The sequence below is a fragment of the Burkholderia sp. BCC0322 genome, assembly GCF_902833045.1.
Classification (GTDB): Bacteria; Pseudomonadota; Gammaproteobacteria; order Burkholderiales; family Burkholderiaceae; genus Burkholderia.
The window spans coordinates 917,417-931,463 of record NZ_CADFDU010000001.1; the positions used below are offsets into that span (position 1 = coordinate 917,417).

The window sequence follows — 14,047 nt, forward strand, 5'->3', positions numbered from 1 at the left end:
TCCCACCACCCGAGGAGCCACGTGATGATCGATCTTGCCGATATCCTGCCGTCCGCGCTGCCCGCCGCCGTCGCATGGGCCGAAGCCGAAGCGGCGCGCGGGATCGCGCAGGGCGCGCCGCTGACGCCGGCGCAAGCCGACGACGCGCGCACGGTGGGCGTCGCGCAGCCGGAGCGGATCCGCGTGGTGATCGTCGATCGGATGCCGTTTCCCGAGGTGCCATCGCTGGCCGCGATCGCCCGCGACTCGGGGCTGCTGTCGCCGGGGACGATCGGGCTCACGCTCGGCCATGCGGTGTACGTGCTGCGCGGGCAGGACACGCGCCGCCTGCTGACCCACGAATTCCGCCACGTGCATCAGTACGAGGCCGCCGGCTCGATCGGCGCGTTTCTTGCGCGCTATCTGCAGGAGATCGCGACGGTCGGCTACCACGACGCGCCGCTCGAGGCCGACGCGCGGCAGCACGAGTTCGATTGATCCGTCACGCCGGCGCGACCGCGCGCACCGTCCGATGAACGTTCCCCCTGCCAGCGCCGGCCCGGTGTTCGCACGCCGGGGCGCCCCGCCGAGACACGCGCGATGAGCGACACGATCCACGCGTGGATCGGCGCGATCGGCGCGCATCCGCTGCTCGTGCTCGCGATCGTGTTCGTGGCGGCCTGCGCCGAGGCGATCGCACTGATCGGCACGGTCGTGCCGGCCGGCGCCGTGATGTTCGCGGCCGGCGCGCTGATCGGCGCGGGCGCGCTCGACGGCTGGGCGACCATCGGTGTCGCGGCGGTCGGCGCCGTGATCGGCGACGGGATCAGCTACGAACTCGGGCGGCGCTACCGCGGCGTGATCCGCCATGCGTGGACGCGCTTCGGCTATGCGGCCGCCTACGCGCGCGGCGAGGAGTTCGTGCTGCGTCACGGCATGAAGAGCATCGTGCTCGCGCGTTTTCTTGCGCCGGTTCGCGCGGTCGTGCCGGTCGTCGTCGGCTGCGCGACGCTGCCGCGCCGGTCGTTCTATCCGGTCAACGTCATCTCGGCGCTCATCTGGGCGCCCGTGCACGTCGCGCCGGGCATCCTGTTCGGGGCGTCGGCCACGCTGGCCGCGGCGATCAGCGTGCGGGTCGCCGTGATCCTGCTGGTCGTCGCGGCGCTGGTCGCGCTCGTGTGGATCGGCGTGCGCGTCGCATTGCAGCGCGGCTGGCCGCTGCTGCGCCGTGCGCTCGTCGAAGGCGTGCACGCCTGCGCGCGCCGCTGGCCGCGGTTCGGCGCGCGGCTGCACGACGCGATCGCATACGTGCGCGGCCTGCCGGGCGCGGTGCCGGTGCTCGCGCTGCTGTTCGTCGGCTGCGTGTGGCTGTTCGCGGGCCTCGTGCAGGATGTCGTCGCGAACGATCCGCTGATGCACGCGGACATCGCGCTGTATGCGTTCCTGCAGAACCTGCGCACGCCACCGGTGGACGCCACGATGCGCGCGCTGGCCGTCCTGCACGGGCACGATACGGGGCTGATCGTTGCGGCCGCGTTTCTCGTCTGGCTGATGATCCATCGCTGCTGGCTGACGGCCGCGTGGTGGCTCGTGACGGTCGGCGTTGCCGTCGTGCTCGTGCCGGTGTTCGGCGCGGGGATCCCCGGCGCGACGCCCGCGAGCCTGCCGCCCGGCGCGCTGCACGTGCCGCTGCCCGATGCCGACGCGGCGTTCGCGATTCTCGCGAGCAGCGGCCTCGGCTGGGTGCTGACGCGCGACCGGCCCGCGCGATGGCGGGTTCCGGTCGTGACGGCGGTGGTGCTGTGGATCGTGCTCGGCGGCTTCGCGCGGCTGTATGTCGGCGACACGTGGCTGTCTGGCCTGCTGGGCGGCTGGAGCCTCGGGCTCGCCTGGTTCGCGCTGCTGGCCGGCGCCTACGCGTACTGGCGCGTGCGCGAGCACGTGCAGCCGAGGGGCGCGCTCGTCGCGGTGACGGTGGTGCTCGCGACGGCCGGCGTATGGACGGTTCCTGCGCAATGGCAGCTCGACCGCGCGTCGCGCCCGCATGCCGGCGACGTGGTCGCGATGACCGTCGACCAGTGGCTGCGCGGCGGGTGGCAGCGCGTGCCGATGCGGCGCACCGAGATCGGCGGCGACCGCGAGGAATATCTGCCGCTGCAATGGAGCGCGACGTCGGACACGCTCGACCGGCATCTCGCGCAGGCCGGCTGGCAGCGCGCGACGCCGTGGTCGCCGGCCACCGCGCTGCGCTGGCTGTTGCCGCAGGCGCCGGCCGATGCGCTGCCGGTGCTGCCGCGCTACACGCATGGCGAAAGCACGCGCCGCGTGTTCGTCCGTGTCGATCCGGGGCAGCCGGAAAGCCGCCTCGTGTTGCGGCTGTGGCGTTATCCGTACGTGCTGCAGGACGCGCTCGGCACGCGGCCGCTGTGGTACGGCGCGCTGTATCGCGAGACGCTGCGCCGGCCCGCGCGGCTGATGACGATCGTGCGCTCGACGACGATCGACGACGCGGCGACGATTGCGCAGGCGCTGTCGATCGAGCCGACGATCGAGCGTCCGCCGGCGGGGATGACGAACGCGCCGGTGGCGATGCTGCTGGTGTGGATGGTTCGGCCGTGAGGGCGCAGGCGGGCGGTGTGCCGCTTACGGGTGTGCGGGCTGCGCGGGGACGACGGACAGGCGCAGGCCGACCGTCTTGAGTACCGCGAGCAGGGTTTTCAGCGTCGGGTTGCCGTTGGGCGACAGCGTGCGATACAGCGATTCGCGGCTGATGCCGGCTTCGGCCGCGACGGCGCCGAGCCCGCCGTACGCTTCCGCGACCGTGCGTAGCGCGAGCAGGCCGGCCGCGCGGTTGTCGGGATCGTCGAGCGACTCCATTGCGACGCGCAGATAGGCCACCGCGAGTTCGCGATCGGCGCCGAGTTCGGCGACTTCCGCATCGTGGTGCGATACCGCGCCTTTGAGTGTGGTCACATTTGCCTCCGTTTCCAGTTCGACCCGTGTTCCTTTGCGCGCCTGATGTCGTCGGCTTGACTGCTCTTGCTGCCACCGGACAGCAGCAGTACCAGTGCGCCGCCGTGCCGGCCGAAGTACACGCGATAGCCGGCGCCGACAGGGATGCGCAGTTCGATCACGCCTTCGCCGACAGGCTCGCAATCGCCGAAGTTGCCCGTCTGCACGCGGCGCAGGCGTTCGCGAATCCGCGCCTGGGCGAGCTTGTCGCGCACGGCGTTCAGCCATTCGGTGAAGGCCTCGCGACCGTCGTCGCGCTGATAGCGAAGCAGTTCGAACTTGGATAGCGTTGTAACTTAAAAGCTACAAAGAGGGTGGAGGGAACGAGGCGACCATGCGGCCGGCAACAGGCGGTGTGAACGGGGTGCGATGCACGCGTTGCCGGTCGTCGGATCGAGACGGCGTGCAACGCAGCGGCGCCGCGGCCGGAGCGCATGCAGCGCCTTCGTGGTTCGGGGTTTCAGGCAGCGAAGCCGGCTTCCCGGACGACGATCATTCTTTCATCCGGTGCGTACGGTGGCGATTCGGCCGAATGGCCGGTGTCGATGGCGCGAAGACGGGGCACGCGCCGGGTGCCCGATCGGGGAAGCCGCGAACCACGGCCCCGACCGCGGCGCGTGACGGCTTCATCGTCATGCCGTCACCGCCACCCGCTCCGCCGCAAACCCCGCCAGTGTCCGCAACGCATCCCGCGCCGACCGCAGGTAAAACGCCTGCAGATGAAACACATGCCAGCGCGCCGCATGAATCTCCAGCTTGCACGGCACGCCGCAAGCCTGCGCATGACGGGCCAGCCGCTGCGCATCCGACAGCAGCACCTCGTGGTGGGCACGTCGGAGATGGTGCGCCAATACCTGACCGCGACGCCCGGTCCGCGCCGTTCTCGCTTGAGGACATGGCGCGGCTGATGAACACGAGCCCGCGCACGCTCAAGCGCCGGCTGCAGGAAGAGGGCACGACGTTCCGGGCGCTGCTCGCGCAGGCGCGCGGCGCGATGGCCGAGACGTTGCTCGGCGACGCGGGCCTGTCGCTCGCGGACGTGGCGGAGCGGCTCGGCTTCAGCGATCTGTCGAGCTTCTCGCAGGCGTTCAAGCGCTGGTACGGCGTGCCGCCGGGCGCGTATCGCAGCGCGGCGCAACGGGGCAGCGGCCGTTCCTGAATCACGGTACGATCGCTGGCATTGCCGCCGGCATGCCAATCACGAGAGACTCCGCATGATCACCATCCGCCCGATGACCGACGACGATTTCCCGCGCTTCTGGCCGACGTACCGCGCCATCGTCGCCGCTCAGGAAACCTATGCATTCGATTCAACGCCGACACAGGAAGCGGCGCGCGCACTGTGGCTCGACGCGCCGCTCTGCACGTGGATCGCCGAAGAGGACGGCGTCGTGCTCGGTTCGTACTATCTGAAGGCGAACGCAGCCGGCCCCGGCAATCACGTGAGCAATTGCGGATACATGGTGAGCGAGCGTGCGCGCGGCCGCGGCGTCGCGCGCCTGATGTGCGAGCACTCGCAGCAGGTTGCACGCGAGCGCGGTTTCCTCGCGATGCAGTTCAACTCGGTCGTCTCGACGAACGAGGTGGCGGTCGCGCTGTGGCAGAAGCTGGGATTTGAAATCGTCGGCCGCCTGCCGCGCGCACATCGTCACGCGCGGCTCGGCTTCGTCGACAGCCTCGTGATGTACAAGTGGCTCGGCGACACGGCGGCCGCCGAAGCCTGAGCACGCAGCCGCTTCGTCAGACGGCGAACGCGCCGTCGAACACGATCCGGTCGTCGAGCGCGAGCGTGCCGCGCGCGAAGATCAGGTCGAGATGGTGGCTGCCGTTCTCGCCGCCGCCGAGCCCGAGGTGCAGGCCCGGATGGCGTTCCTCGAACCCCGCGTTGCGGCCGTACAGCCCGCGAATCCCGAGGTTCGTGCCGATGCCGAATTCCTCGATCCGCCGGTGATTCGCATGCCGGTCGAGATAGGTCGAGAAATCGCGCCGGAAGCCTTCGTTGTCGGTGTCGAACCCGACGATCGTGCTGTTCTCGACCTGCAGTGTGGCCAGTCGTTCGGCCACCTTGTACTTGATCGCGAACGGCACGGTGCCGAGAAACGTGCCGCTGAAGACGATCGAGCCGTTGAGATCGGTGACGTGGGTCGCGATCTCGCCGGGCACGACGTCGAGGTTGCCCATGCCGTCCACGCTTGTCCATTTCTGGTCCGGCGCGAGCGAGCCCGTCAGCGTGTTGCCGGCTTCGTCGATGAAGCGGATCTGCGAGGCGCGCGCGGCCGCGTCGATCAGCCGGCCGTTGCGCGCCGCGATGTCGTCGAGCGATTCGGCGAACGCCTCGTCGAGATGCGGGCCGTAATCCTTGAACAGTACCGACTTGCTCCAGTGCTCGACGATCGCAGGCCGGATCGCGGCGAGGAACGGCGGCCCGCTCGGCGATGGCGTCGGCAGGCACGACGAGTCGTACAGCAGCACGAACAGATCGGCGCGATCGAGCGCGGCGGCGATCTCGGCGGGTGGGGTGCTTTCGAGGCAGAGCGTGGTCGCGTCGAGCGAATCGGGCAGGGCGGAAAACGCGCGCAACGCGATGTCGCGGTTGCGGGTGTCATGGCCGACCAGCAGTTTTCCCGACTCGCCGCGCGCCAGCTTGTCGCGCAGCGCGGGGTGGAAGCCCAGCGCGCGGTGCAGGTTCAGCATGCGTGTCTCCGGAAGCGGCGGAAGGGCCGAGGCCCTTCCGCGAGAACGGGTGGCCCGCTCAGACCGGCCAGAGCGCGGTGCCGAACGGCACCACGGCGTCCTCGACCATCATGTCGACGGCCTCGGGGTGCGTGTCTTCCTGCATCCAGTCAAGCAATTCGATCTGCTGGGTGTCCTGCATGTCAATTCTCCTGTGGTGAACATGAGCGTTTCAACATGAAATCGCGGCTAAAAAGTTGCCACTCCTCATCACGCATTTCGTGAATGCGCGGCGAGTGGCGTTGATATTAGTCTGATGAATTTACGAATGCAATGCGTTGCAAGGTTTTTAGCTAAGACGTGCTAAACACAGGAGGTTTGCGGCCCGCGTGCCGTAAAACACGGCTAAAGCGGATAAAGGATTCGATGTCATTTTCTCGATGACCGGAATCGGAATCGACGCATTGCATTCGGCGATTTTTCATCGGGAATTCGAATGGCATCGAGCGCCGCGATCGAGGTCGTTCGAGGGGGGCATGCGGGCGCACGCGTCGCCGGTCATCGGCGGCGCGTCGGCGGCCCGATGACCGCATCAACCGAGCAGCGCCTTGCCGAGCGGCTTGACCGGCTCGGACCGCAGCACCAGCGACGTCGTGACCGCGCCGAAGCGGGCAATCGCATCGATGAGGGTTTCCAGTTGTCCCGGTGTCGGCACCAGGACCTTCAGCAGGAAGCAATCCTCGCCGGTCATCCGATGGACCTCGATGACGTGCGGCATCTCGGCGAACGCGCGCAGCGCGGGCTGGATGTGTTCGTGCGTCGTCTTCAACCGGATGATGGCCATCATCCCCAACCCCAGCGCGGCCGGGTCGATTCGTGCGCCGTAGCCCGCGATGATGCCGCGCTCTTCCAGCCGCTTGACGCGCTCCGACGTGGCCGGTTGCGACAGCCCGATGCGCCGGCCCACTTCGGACAGCGGCATCCGCGCATTTTCCTGCAGCGCCTCGAGGATCGAAAGATCCAGGCGATCGAGCGCTTCGTTCGACATGTCCGCTTTCCCGCTCCGTTAATTCATCGGCATATTGTCTCAATATCCGATGATTTGCCATTCCCGGCCGGTTTCCGGCAGGCCAGACTGCGAGCTCGCTCATTCATGGAGACGGAGATGGACCAGACGATCGTGATCGTGCCGGGGATCGGCAACTCGGGACCGGATCATTGGCAGAGCCGTTGGGAGGCCGCACTTCCGGGCCCCATCCGCCTGGCGCCTGCGTCATGGGATGCGCCCGACCTGCGTGACTGGATGGCCGCGCTCGATGAAGCCGTTGCGCAAGCCGCGACGCCGCCGGTGTTGATCTGTCATTCGCTGGGTTGTCTGCTGTTCGCGCACTGGCATGCGGCGTCGACACGCGTCGTGCGCGCCGCGTGGCTCGTTGCGGTGCCCGATCCGGGCGGCCCGCGTTTTCCGGCCGCGGCCAGTGCGTTCGCGGAACTACCGGGCGGCGATTTCGGCGGCTTGCCGGTGCTGGCGATCGCCAGTTCGGACGACGGGTACGACCCATGCGGGCGCGGCATGGCGTGGGCAAGCGAGCGTGGTGCGACGCCGTTGCTGCTCGGCCCGCGCGGCCATCTGAATACGGAGGCGGGACTGGCGGAATGGGCCGAGGGACGCGCGTTGTTCACCGCTTTCATGGCGGGGTTGCGAGGGTAGCGCGGGCAAGGGGCCGACGCGCGCGCGCGAGGGCCCGCGGTGGGCGATGCATCGACGATCCGGCTGCCGCGGCCGGGTTCCTGTCGCCAACGCATGCCGGTATGCGACGGCTCAAGTATGATCGTTCGACAGAATCGGAAGCCTCGACAGTCGGGATTGCCGCGTGCGGAACACCGGTTTCGCCGAGTCGACTTGCCGCGGCTTCGAACGACAAAGGAGACATGCGATGCGCGCAGCGCCGCAACCGGAGCAGGTGGGGCCGCCGCAGCCGGACACCGGCGCGACCGGTACCTACCCTGACCGCGACCCCGATCGCATCGCCGCGTGGCGGCTCGCGATCGGCCTGTCGCTCGGCAGCGCGATCGCGCTCGGCCTCGCGCGCTTTTCGTATGCGCTGCTGCTGCCGCCGATGAAGGCCGATCTCGGCTGGACGTTCGCGCAGGCCGGCGCGCTGAACACGGCGAACGCGGCCGGCTACCTGGTCGGTGCACTCGCGTTTCCGTTGCTGTCGCGGCGCTGGCGCGCGGGCACGCTGCTGGCGGCGGGATGCGTGCTGACCGCGTTGCTGATGGCAGCATGCGGGCTCACGTCCGGCATGCACGCGCTGCTCGTGCAGCGGCTCGCGACCGGCGTCGGCAGCGCGCTGATCTTCATCAGCGGCGGCGTGCTGGCCGCGCGGCTCGCGTCGGCGTCGCCGCGCGATGCGGGGTTGCTGCTCGGGCTCTACTACGGCGGCACGGGTTGGGGCATCGTCGCATCGTCACTGCTCGTGCCGGCCGCGCTGACGCAGGGCGTACATGGCTGGCAGCCGGCGTGGTTCGCGCTCGCGTTCGCGTGCGTGCTGTTCTCGGCGGTGGCCGTGTCGGCCGCACGCCGCATCGAGCGCGCGCACGCGGCACCGGCCGTGTCGCGTGACGGCACGGCACCGGCCGCGACCGCGAGCCCCGTACGCTTCGCACCCGCACTGGCCGGCTACGGCCTGTTCGGCGTCGGCTATATCGGCTACATGACGTTCATCGTCGCGCTGCTGCGCGGCGCGGGGATGAGCGGCACGGTGGTCGCCGCGTTCTACGTGATGCTTGGCGTCGCGACCGTCGTGTCGGCGCGGCTGTGGTCGGGGCTGCTCGACCGGATGCGCGGCGGCCAGGCGCTCGCCGTGCTCAACGCGCTGCTCGGCATCGCGACGCTGATGCCGGCGATGTTCGTGCATCCGGTGGCCGCGTTCGCGTCGGGTGTGCTGTTCGGCGCGACGTTCCTGTCGGCCGTCGCGTCGACGACGGCCTTCGTGCGCCACAACCTGCCGCCCGGCGGCTGGGCAAAAGGGATCAGCGCGTTCACGACGGTCTTCGCCTTCGGGCAGATCGCGGGGCCGGTCGCGATCGGCTGGGTGTCGGACAGCGCGGGGCTCGCGCGCGGGCTCGTGTATTCGGCGTTGACGCTGTTCGCGGGCGCCGCGCTGGCGGCCGGGCAGCGCGCGTTGCGGGCTGCCGCGTAATCACGCGCGACACGCGCCATTCACCGCACGCAGGCCGTGCGCGACACGCGATGAAACGCGCGGCTGAAGTAGATCAGGCTGTCGCCGTCGTCGCGCACGCGGATCGACGTCGCCTCGATGAACATCACCGAATGCGAGCCGACTTCTTTCAAGTCGGCGATCGTGCCCTGCAGGCTCGCGAGCGCATCGCGCAGCACCGGCACGTCCTGGTCGCCACGACACTAGCCGCCCGGTTCAGTAGCGCTGCAGGTGTCCTGCCGCCACGTGGCCGAAATCCGCAAGGCCCGGCCGCACACGATCAGGGCAGCCCGACCAGTCGCGGCGCGCCAATCGCACCGACTCTCGATCCGTGGCATCAGCGACGGTAGATGAACTCCAGATCGGTCGCGTCACCGACCTTGAATTGGTACGTGCCGACCCGCTCGAACCCGGCCTTCTCGTAGAAGGCGATGGCTTTCGCGTTGCCGGACCACACGCCAAGCCATACCGGGCCGGGGCGCTCCGTTGCCAGATAGTCCAGTGCGGCGTCGAACAAGGCGCGCCCGGCGCCGGTCCCTTGCGTCCCCCGCCGAAGGTAGATCTGATGGATCTCCCCCGAACCGTCCGTCACTTCCGGGTGAGGAAGCTTGCACGGCCCCGCGTGCGCATACCCCACCAACTGGCCGTCGTCGTTTTCGGCGACCCACGTGCGGCACTGGGGATCGTTGAGCTGGCCCGCGATCGTTTCCACCGAGTAGGCTTGGGCCTCATAAGTGGCCAGATCGTGCGGCGGGTAGTCGATGCCGAATCCGTCATGCAGAAAGGTTTCGCGAAACGTGTCGCGCTTCAATTCGGCAAGCGGGATGGCATCGGACGGTGTGGCAACGCGGATCAGCATGGGCGGCGGCTCGGTTCGTGGGTCGGGCAGGCAGGCAGTTTATCCCGGGTGACAAGAAGCTTGCGAGCGCCTGGATGGCCGGCGTGCGCGACGTGTGACGGGCTGTTGCGCGCGACCGTGATTCGCCGCACTGAAATCATGCCGATGCCGATGGTTGGCCGCCGACGGACATGCTAGGATTTCCGGCAAACAACTTCGGAGACTGCCATGCCGTTCATCTGCGAAAACGTTGAATGCCGTGCCGTGCTGGCTCGCGGGCAGGTCAGGCCCCGTCAGGAGGACGCGGGGTGGTGCTTCTACTGCCCGGACTGCAACACCAGGAACGAGCTGATGCATGTCGACATGGTCGGCGGCGCGGTCGAGCTGATTCAGCCGGAGCGAGCGAGCCCTCCGCACAAGGTGGTTGCAACGGCCCGACCGCTGGAAGATGGCAGGTACGCGGCGCAGTTGAGCGTTCAGCGGGCGCTCACCGTGAAGGGAACGTATGCGGCTGAAGAACACTGGGATCAGCTCGGTGTATTCGGCGACGCGCAAGAGGCCGTCGAGCACGCGAGGTCTTTTGCAACCGACCTGTTGCAGCGAGCGGCGTAGTCGATTTCATTCGGTCAACGAAGAAGAGGCGTCGCGCATTCGTGCGTGACGCCTCTTGGCGTTGTCCGTTCGTGTCCGTCAGTTGCGGATATCGAACGAGAAATACTGCTTCGAGATTCGCTGGTACGCCGCTGTCCTGGATCAGGCTCGCAAGCGCCTGGTTGATCGGCGTGCGCAGCGCGTCGTCATCCTAGCGCACGCCGATCGCCGAGCCCACGACGAGCGTTTACGGGCCATGCAGCGGCGGCCCCGCGAATTCGAAGTTCGCCCCCTTCGCGGTTTTCAGGCAGCCGGCGCCTGCAGTTCACGCGCCTGCTCGCGGGCCGCGACGAGCGCCCGGATGCGCTCACGATCAGCCGGCGTCGCAGGCGTGAAGATCACGAGGCTCAGGTCGGGGCGGCCCGTGACCGAGAACGCCGAGTATTCGAGCGCGATCCGGCCGGCCTGCGGATGGCGGATTTCCTTCGTGCCTTCGTCGTGCGTGCGGATAGCGTGGTCGCGCCACATCGTGTCGAATTCGGCGCTCGTCGCGCGCATCTCGTCGACGAATGCCTGCACGGCCCGCGTTGCGCCGCCGCGCGCGATATCCGCGCGAAACGCGCCCACCGCGAAGCGCGCGACGCGTTCCCAGTTCGGCTGCGCGTCGCGCACGCCGTCGTCGATGAAGATCAGCCGCAGGATGTTGCGCGCAGGTGGCGGCAGCGTCGCATAGTCGGTCAGCGTCGCGGCCGCCGCGACGTTCCACGCAACGACGTCCCAGGTCGCCGTGCGCACGATCGCGGGGCTCGCATCGAGCGAATCGAGCACGTGCTGCAGGCGCGGCGTCACGTTGGCCGGTGCGTGATAGCGCACCTCGGGCGGATGGCCGACGCCGATCAGGAACAGGTGTTCGCGTTCGGCGTCGTTCAGCAGCAGCGCGCGGGCCAGCCGGTCGAGCACGTCGGCCGACGGCGCACCGCCGCGGCCCTGCTCGAGCCACGTGTACCACGCGGTGCTCACGTGTGCGCGCTGCGCGACTTCCTCGCGCCGCAGGCCCGGCGTGCGTCGGCGCGTGGCCGGCAGACCGAGCGCCGCCGGGTCGAGTTTCTCGCGGCGGTCACGCAGGTACGCGCCGAGCAGGTTGTCGGGGGCGTCGGCCATCACATCCTGTTAGTTCGTTTACCGGTAAACCGTCACGGCTTCACCGCGAGCGGCCATCGGCAGATAGTAAGCCTCCATTTCATCCGGAGGTGCTGAACATGCGTGTCTTTGTTACGGGAGCGTCGGGATTCGTCGGCTCGGCCGTCGTCGCCGAACTCGTGGCCGCCGGGCACTCGGTGCTCGGGCTTGCGCGGTCCGATGCGGCCGCGGCGGCGGTGGCCGCCGCCGGCGCGGACGTCCATCGCGGGTCGCTGGAGGATCTCGACAGCCTGACCCGGGGCGCCGAGGCCGCCGATGCGGTGATCCATACGGGATTCAATCACGATTTCTCGCGCTTCGCGCAGAACTGCGAACTCGACCGGAGCGCGATCGAGACGATCGGCGCGGTGCTCGCGGGCTCGGCGCGGCCGCTCGTCGTCACGTCGGGCCTCGCGCTCGTCGCGCCCGGCCGCGCGGCGACGGAGGACGATCCGCACGTGCCGGTATCGGCGAATTATCCGCGTGCGTCCGAGGCGACCGCGGTCGCGCTCGAGGCGCGCGGCGTGCACGCGTCGGTCGTCCGCCTGCCGCCGTCCGTGCACGGTGACGGCGATCACGGTTTCGTGCCGCGCCTGATTGCGTTCGCGAAGGAGAAGGGGGTATCGGCCTATCTCGGCGACGGCGGCAACCGCTGGCCGGCCGTGCACCGGCTCGATGCGGCGCGCGTCTATCGGCTCGCGATCGAACGCGGCGCGGCCGGCGCGCGCTATCACGCGGTCGACGATACCGGCGTGCGGTTCCGGGACATCGCGGAAGTGATCGGCCGGCGGTTGAACGTGCCGGTCGTCGCGAAAACGGCGGCTGAAGCCGGCGAACACTTCGGCTGGTTCGCGATGTTCGCGGGACTGGATGCGCCGGCAACGAGCGAGCGCACGCGTGCATTGCTCGACTGGGCGCCGACGCAGCCGGGGCTGCTGGCCGATATCGACCGGCCGCGGTATTTCGAAAGCTGAGCGGGCGGCGGGTGTGCCGTCGCTTTCAAGCGGCGGCCGTCCGTCAGGCCGCGCGTCATTCGACCGGATGCAGATCCTGCAGCAACGTCGGCACGAGCTCCGACACGGTCGGGTGGATGTGCATCGCGCGGCTGATCGTCGTGTACGGCGCGCCGGCGGCCATCACGTCGAGCATCCCGTGCACGACCTCGTCGCCCGTCACGCCGAGGATCGACGCGCCGAGGATCGCGTGGCTGTCCGCGTCGACGATCACCTTCATGAAACCCTGGCTCTCGCCTTTTTCCACGGCCCGGCCGACGCGCGTCATCGGGCGCGTGCCGACAAGCAGCCGGCGGCCCGTCTGCTTCGCTTCCGCGAGCGTCATGCCGACGCGGCCGAGCGGCGGATCGATATACATCGCGTACGCCGTGATGCGGTCGGACACCTTGCGCGGATCGCCGTCGAGCAGGTTGGCCGCGACGATCTCGTAGTCGTTGTACGCGGTGTGCGTGAACGCGCCGCGACCGTTGCAGTCGCCGAGCGCCCAGATGCCGGGCACGTTCGTGCGCAACTGCTCGTCGACCTCGATATAGCCGCGCGCGTCGGTCGCGACGCCCGCCCGGTCGAGCCCGAGATCGTCGGTGTTCGGCACGCGTCCGACCGCAAGCAGCAGGTGCGAGCCCGCGACCTCGCGGCCGCCGCCCTCGCAGTCGAGGCCGACCGCAATGCCGTTGCCGTCGCGCCGTGCGCTCAGGCAGGTCGCATCGAGCTGCACGTCGATCCCTTCGTTGGCGAGAATCTCGAGCACGGCCTGCGACACGTCCTCGTCCTCGCGGCGGATCAGGCGCGGGCCCTTCTCGACGACCGTGACTTTCGACCCGAAGCGGCGGTACATCTGGCCGAATTCGAGCCCGACATAGCTGCCGCCGACGATCACGAGATGGTCGGGCAGGAAGTCGACGTCCATCATCGTCGAGTTGGTCAGGTACGGCACCGTGTCGAGGCCCGGCATGGCCGGTATCTGCGCGCGCCCGCCGACGTTGATGAAGATGCGCTCCGCTTCGAGCACCTCGTCGCCCACGCGCACCGCATCGGCGCGCTCGAATCGGGCGTGACCCTGAAACACGGTCGTGTTCGCGAGGCCGCGTACCCATTGCTCGACGCCTTGGTTGGAGTTGCCGGAGATCTGGTCCTTGCGCGCCTTCACGGCTTTCATGTCGACGGTGACGGGGCCGCCGACCGACACGCCGTATTCGCCTGCGCGCCGCGCGAGGTGCGCGGCGTATGCGCTCGCGATCAGCGTCTTGGTCGGGATGCAGCCGGTGTTCACGCAGGTGCCGCCGAAGCGGCCGCGCTCGATGATCGCGACTTTCATGCCGGCGGCGGACAGTCGCGCGGCGAGTGGCGGCCCGGCCTGCCCGGTGCCGATGACGATCGCGTCGAAGTGTTGCGTCATGACGTCCTCCTGTGCAGGTGCAGCGAGGGAGCGCGTGCGGGCGAGCCGCGTGCGAGGCCGTCGCACGGCCGTGCGACGGCGAGCGCTTATGGTAGCCCTGTTGGCGTGCGCCCGCGAGTGCGGGCGGGGCGGGAGAAGCGAG

At 69.1% G+C, this 14,047-nt stretch carries 15 protein-coding genes and 3 pseudogenes; 8 read left to right on the forward strand and 10 right to left on the reverse strand.

Going from position 1 to position 14,047, the window contains the following annotated elements; genetic code table 11:
* Positions 1–24: 24 nt before the first annotated feature.
* Together HWX39_RS04295 and HWX39_RS04300 are read left to right on the forward strand one after the other, a co-directional pair.
* Positions 25–477: a hypothetical protein gene (locus HWX39_RS04295; RefSeq protein ID WP_175965712.1), complete on the forward strand. Its 453-nt coding sequence runs from the start codon at positions 25–27 to the stop codon at positions 475–477.
* A 102-nt stretch (positions 478–579) separates the two neighbouring features.
* Positions 580–2,598: an LssY C-terminal domain-containing protein gene (locus HWX39_RS04300; RefSeq protein ID WP_175965713.1), complete on the forward strand. Its 2,019-nt coding sequence runs from the start codon at positions 580–582 to the stop codon at positions 2,596–2,598.
* A 24-nt stretch (positions 2,599–2,622) separates the two neighbouring features.
* On the opposite strand, the gene HWX39_RS04305 is transcribed toward HWX39_RS04300, so the two are convergent.
* The 3 genes and pseudogenes from HWX39_RS04305 to HWX39_RS04315 form a co-directional block, all read right to left on the reverse strand.
* Complete coding sequence (locus tag HWX39_RS04305; protein WP_175965714.1) at positions 2,623–2,952, reverse strand: transcriptional regulator; 330 nt, start codon at positions 2,950–2,952, stop codon at positions 2,623–2,625.
* Positions 2,949–3,263: a type II toxin-antitoxin system RelE/ParE family toxin gene (locus HWX39_RS04310; protein WP_175966085.1), complete on the reverse strand. Its 315-nt coding sequence runs from the start codon at positions 3,261–3,263 to the stop codon at positions 2,949–2,951. Before HWX39_RS04310 ends, HWX39_RS04305 begins: the two co-directional genes overlap by 4 nt.
* Before the next feature lie 360 nt (positions 3,264–3,623).
* Positions 3,624–3,812 (reverse strand): annotated as a pseudogene (locus HWX39_RS04315) (hypothetical protein); the annotation flags it as partial.
* Positions 3,813–3,815: 3 nt separating this feature from the next.
* On the opposite strand from HWX39_RS04315, the pseudogene HWX39_RS04320 reads away from it, so the two are divergent.
* Together HWX39_RS04320 and HWX39_RS04325 are read left to right on the forward strand one after the other, a co-directional pair.
* Positions 3,816–4,150, forward strand: a pseudogene (locus HWX39_RS04320) (helix-turn-helix transcriptional regulator); the annotation flags it as partial.
* Between the two features lie 55 nt (positions 4,151–4,205).
* Positions 4,206–4,715: an N-acetyltransferase gene (locus HWX39_RS04325; protein WP_175965715.1), complete on the forward strand. Its 510-nt coding sequence runs from the start codon at positions 4,206–4,208 to the stop codon at positions 4,713–4,715.
* A 16-nt stretch (positions 4,716–4,731) separates the two neighbouring features.
* On the opposite strand, the gene HWX39_RS04330 is transcribed toward HWX39_RS04325, so the two are convergent.
* The 3 genes from HWX39_RS04330 to HWX39_RS04335 form a co-directional block, all read right to left on the reverse strand.
* Entirely contained in the window at positions 4,732–5,685 is a 954-nt protein-coding gene (locus HWX39_RS04330; RefSeq protein WP_175965716.1) for a leucyl aminopeptidase, read from the reverse strand.
* 58 nt (positions 5,686–5,743) lie between these two features.
* Entirely contained in the window at positions 5,744–5,866 is a 123-nt protein-coding gene (locus tag HWX39_RS36615; RefSeq protein WP_006766865.1) for a hypothetical protein, read from the reverse strand.
* A 390-nt stretch (positions 5,867–6,256) separates the two neighbouring features.
* On the reverse strand, positions 6,257–6,712 hold the full coding sequence (locus HWX39_RS04335; protein ID WP_175965717.1) for an Lrp/AsnC family transcriptional regulator: 456 nt from the start codon (positions 6,710–6,712) through the stop codon (positions 6,257–6,259).
* 117 nt (positions 6,713–6,829) lie between these two features.
* On the opposite strand from HWX39_RS04335, the gene HWX39_RS04340 reads away from it, so the two are divergent.
* Together HWX39_RS04340 and HWX39_RS04345 are read left to right on the forward strand one after the other, a co-directional pair.
* Complete coding sequence (locus tag HWX39_RS04340; protein ID WP_175965718.1) at positions 6,830–7,375, forward strand: alpha/beta hydrolase; 546 nt, start codon at positions 6,830–6,832, stop codon at positions 7,373–7,375.
* 226 nt (positions 7,376–7,601) lie between these two features.
* Positions 7,602–8,870 (forward strand): YbfB/YjiJ family MFS transporter, encoded by a 1,269-nt coding sequence (locus HWX39_RS04345; RefSeq protein ID WP_175965719.1) that lies wholly within the window; start codon positions 7,602–7,604, stop codon positions 8,868–8,870.
* A 20-nt stretch (positions 8,871–8,890) separates the two neighbouring features.
* Here HWX39_RS04345 and HWX39_RS04350 read toward each other — a convergent pair.
* A pseudogene (locus tag HWX39_RS04350) lies at positions 8,891–9,076 on the reverse strand (flavin reductase); the annotation flags it as partial.
* A 149-nt stretch (positions 9,077–9,225) separates the two neighbouring features.
* Positions 9,226–9,747, reverse strand: coding sequence for a GNAT family N-acetyltransferase (locus HWX39_RS04355; protein ID WP_175965720.1), 522 nt, complete (start codon positions 9,745–9,747; stop codon positions 9,226–9,228).
* Between the two features lie 207 nt (positions 9,748–9,954).
* On the opposite strand from HWX39_RS04355, the gene HWX39_RS04360 reads away from it, so the two are divergent.
* Entirely contained in the window at positions 9,955–10,338 is a 384-nt protein-coding gene (locus tag HWX39_RS04360; RefSeq protein ID WP_175965721.1) for a hypothetical protein, read from the forward strand.
* A 282-nt stretch (positions 10,339–10,620) separates the two neighbouring features.
* On the opposite strand, the gene HWX39_RS04365 is transcribed toward HWX39_RS04360, so the two are convergent.
* Positions 10,621–11,478, reverse strand: a complete 858-nt coding sequence (locus tag HWX39_RS04365; RefSeq protein ID WP_175965722.1) for a helix-turn-helix transcriptional regulator — start codon at positions 11,476–11,478, stop codon at positions 10,621–10,623.
* Positions 11,479–11,576: 98 nt separating this feature from the next.
* Here HWX39_RS04365 and HWX39_RS04370 point away from each other — a divergent pair, with 98 nt between their 5' ends.
* Positions 11,577–12,470 carry an SDR family oxidoreductase gene (locus HWX39_RS04370; RefSeq protein WP_175965723.1) on the forward strand — a complete coding sequence of 298 codons (894 nt, stop codon included), beginning with the start codon at positions 11,577–11,579 and terminating at the stop codon, positions 12,468–12,470.
* 55 nt (positions 12,471–12,525) lie between these two features.
* Here the strand turns inward: HWX39_RS04370 and HWX39_RS04375 are convergent, their stop codons facing one another.
* Positions 12,526–13,905 (reverse strand): FAD-containing oxidoreductase, encoded by a 1,380-nt coding sequence (locus HWX39_RS04375; protein WP_175965724.1) that lies wholly within the window; start codon positions 13,903–13,905, stop codon positions 12,526–12,528.
* Positions 13,906–14,047: the final 142 nt, after the last annotated feature.

Coding starts and splice junctions, on each gene's coding strand:
- HWX39_RS04295 (WP_175965712.1), top strand. CDS start 25: ATGATCGATCTTGCCGATATCCTGCCGTCCGCGCTGCCCGCCGCCGTC.
- HWX39_RS04300 (WP_175965713.1), top strand. CDS start 580: ATGAGCGACACGATCCACGCGTGGATCGGCGCGATCGGCGCGCATCCG.
- HWX39_RS04325 (WP_175965715.1), top strand. CDS start 4,206: ATGATCACCATCCGCCCGATGACCGACGACGATTTCCCGCGCTTCTGG.
- HWX39_RS04330 (WP_175965716.1), bottom strand. CDS start 5,685: ATGCTGAACCTGCACCGCGCGCTGGGCTTCCACCCCGCGCTGCGCGAC.
- HWX39_RS36615 (WP_006766865.1), bottom strand. CDS start 5,866: ATGCAGGACACCCAGCAGATCGAATTGCTTGACTGGATGCAGGAAGAC.
- HWX39_RS04335 (WP_175965717.1), bottom strand. CDS start 6,712: ATGTCGAACGAAGCGCTCGATCGCCTGGATCTTTCGATCCTCGAGGCG.
- HWX39_RS04340 (WP_175965718.1), top strand. CDS start 6,830: ATGGACCAGACGATCGTGATCGTGCCGGGGATCGGCAACTCGGGACCG.
- HWX39_RS04345 (WP_175965719.1), top strand. CDS start 7,602: ATGCGCGCAGCGCCGCAACCGGAGCAGGTGGGGCCGCCGCAGCCGGAC.
- HWX39_RS04355 (WP_175965720.1), bottom strand. CDS start 9,747: ATGCTGATCCGCGTTGCCACACCGTCCGATGCCATCCCGCTTGCCGAA.
- HWX39_RS04360 (WP_175965721.1), top strand. CDS start 9,955: ATGCCGTTCATCTGCGAAAACGTTGAATGCCGTGCCGTGCTGGCTCGC.
- HWX39_RS04365 (WP_175965722.1), bottom strand. CDS start 11,478: ATGGCCGACGCCCCCGACAACCTGCTCGGCGCGTACCTGCGTGACCGC.
- HWX39_RS04370 (WP_175965723.1), top strand. CDS start 11,577: ATGCGTGTCTTTGTTACGGGAGCGTCGGGATTCGTCGGCTCGGCCGTC.
- HWX39_RS04375 (WP_175965724.1), bottom strand. CDS start 13,905: ATGACGCAACACTTCGACGCGATCGTCATCGGCACCGGGCAGGCCGGG.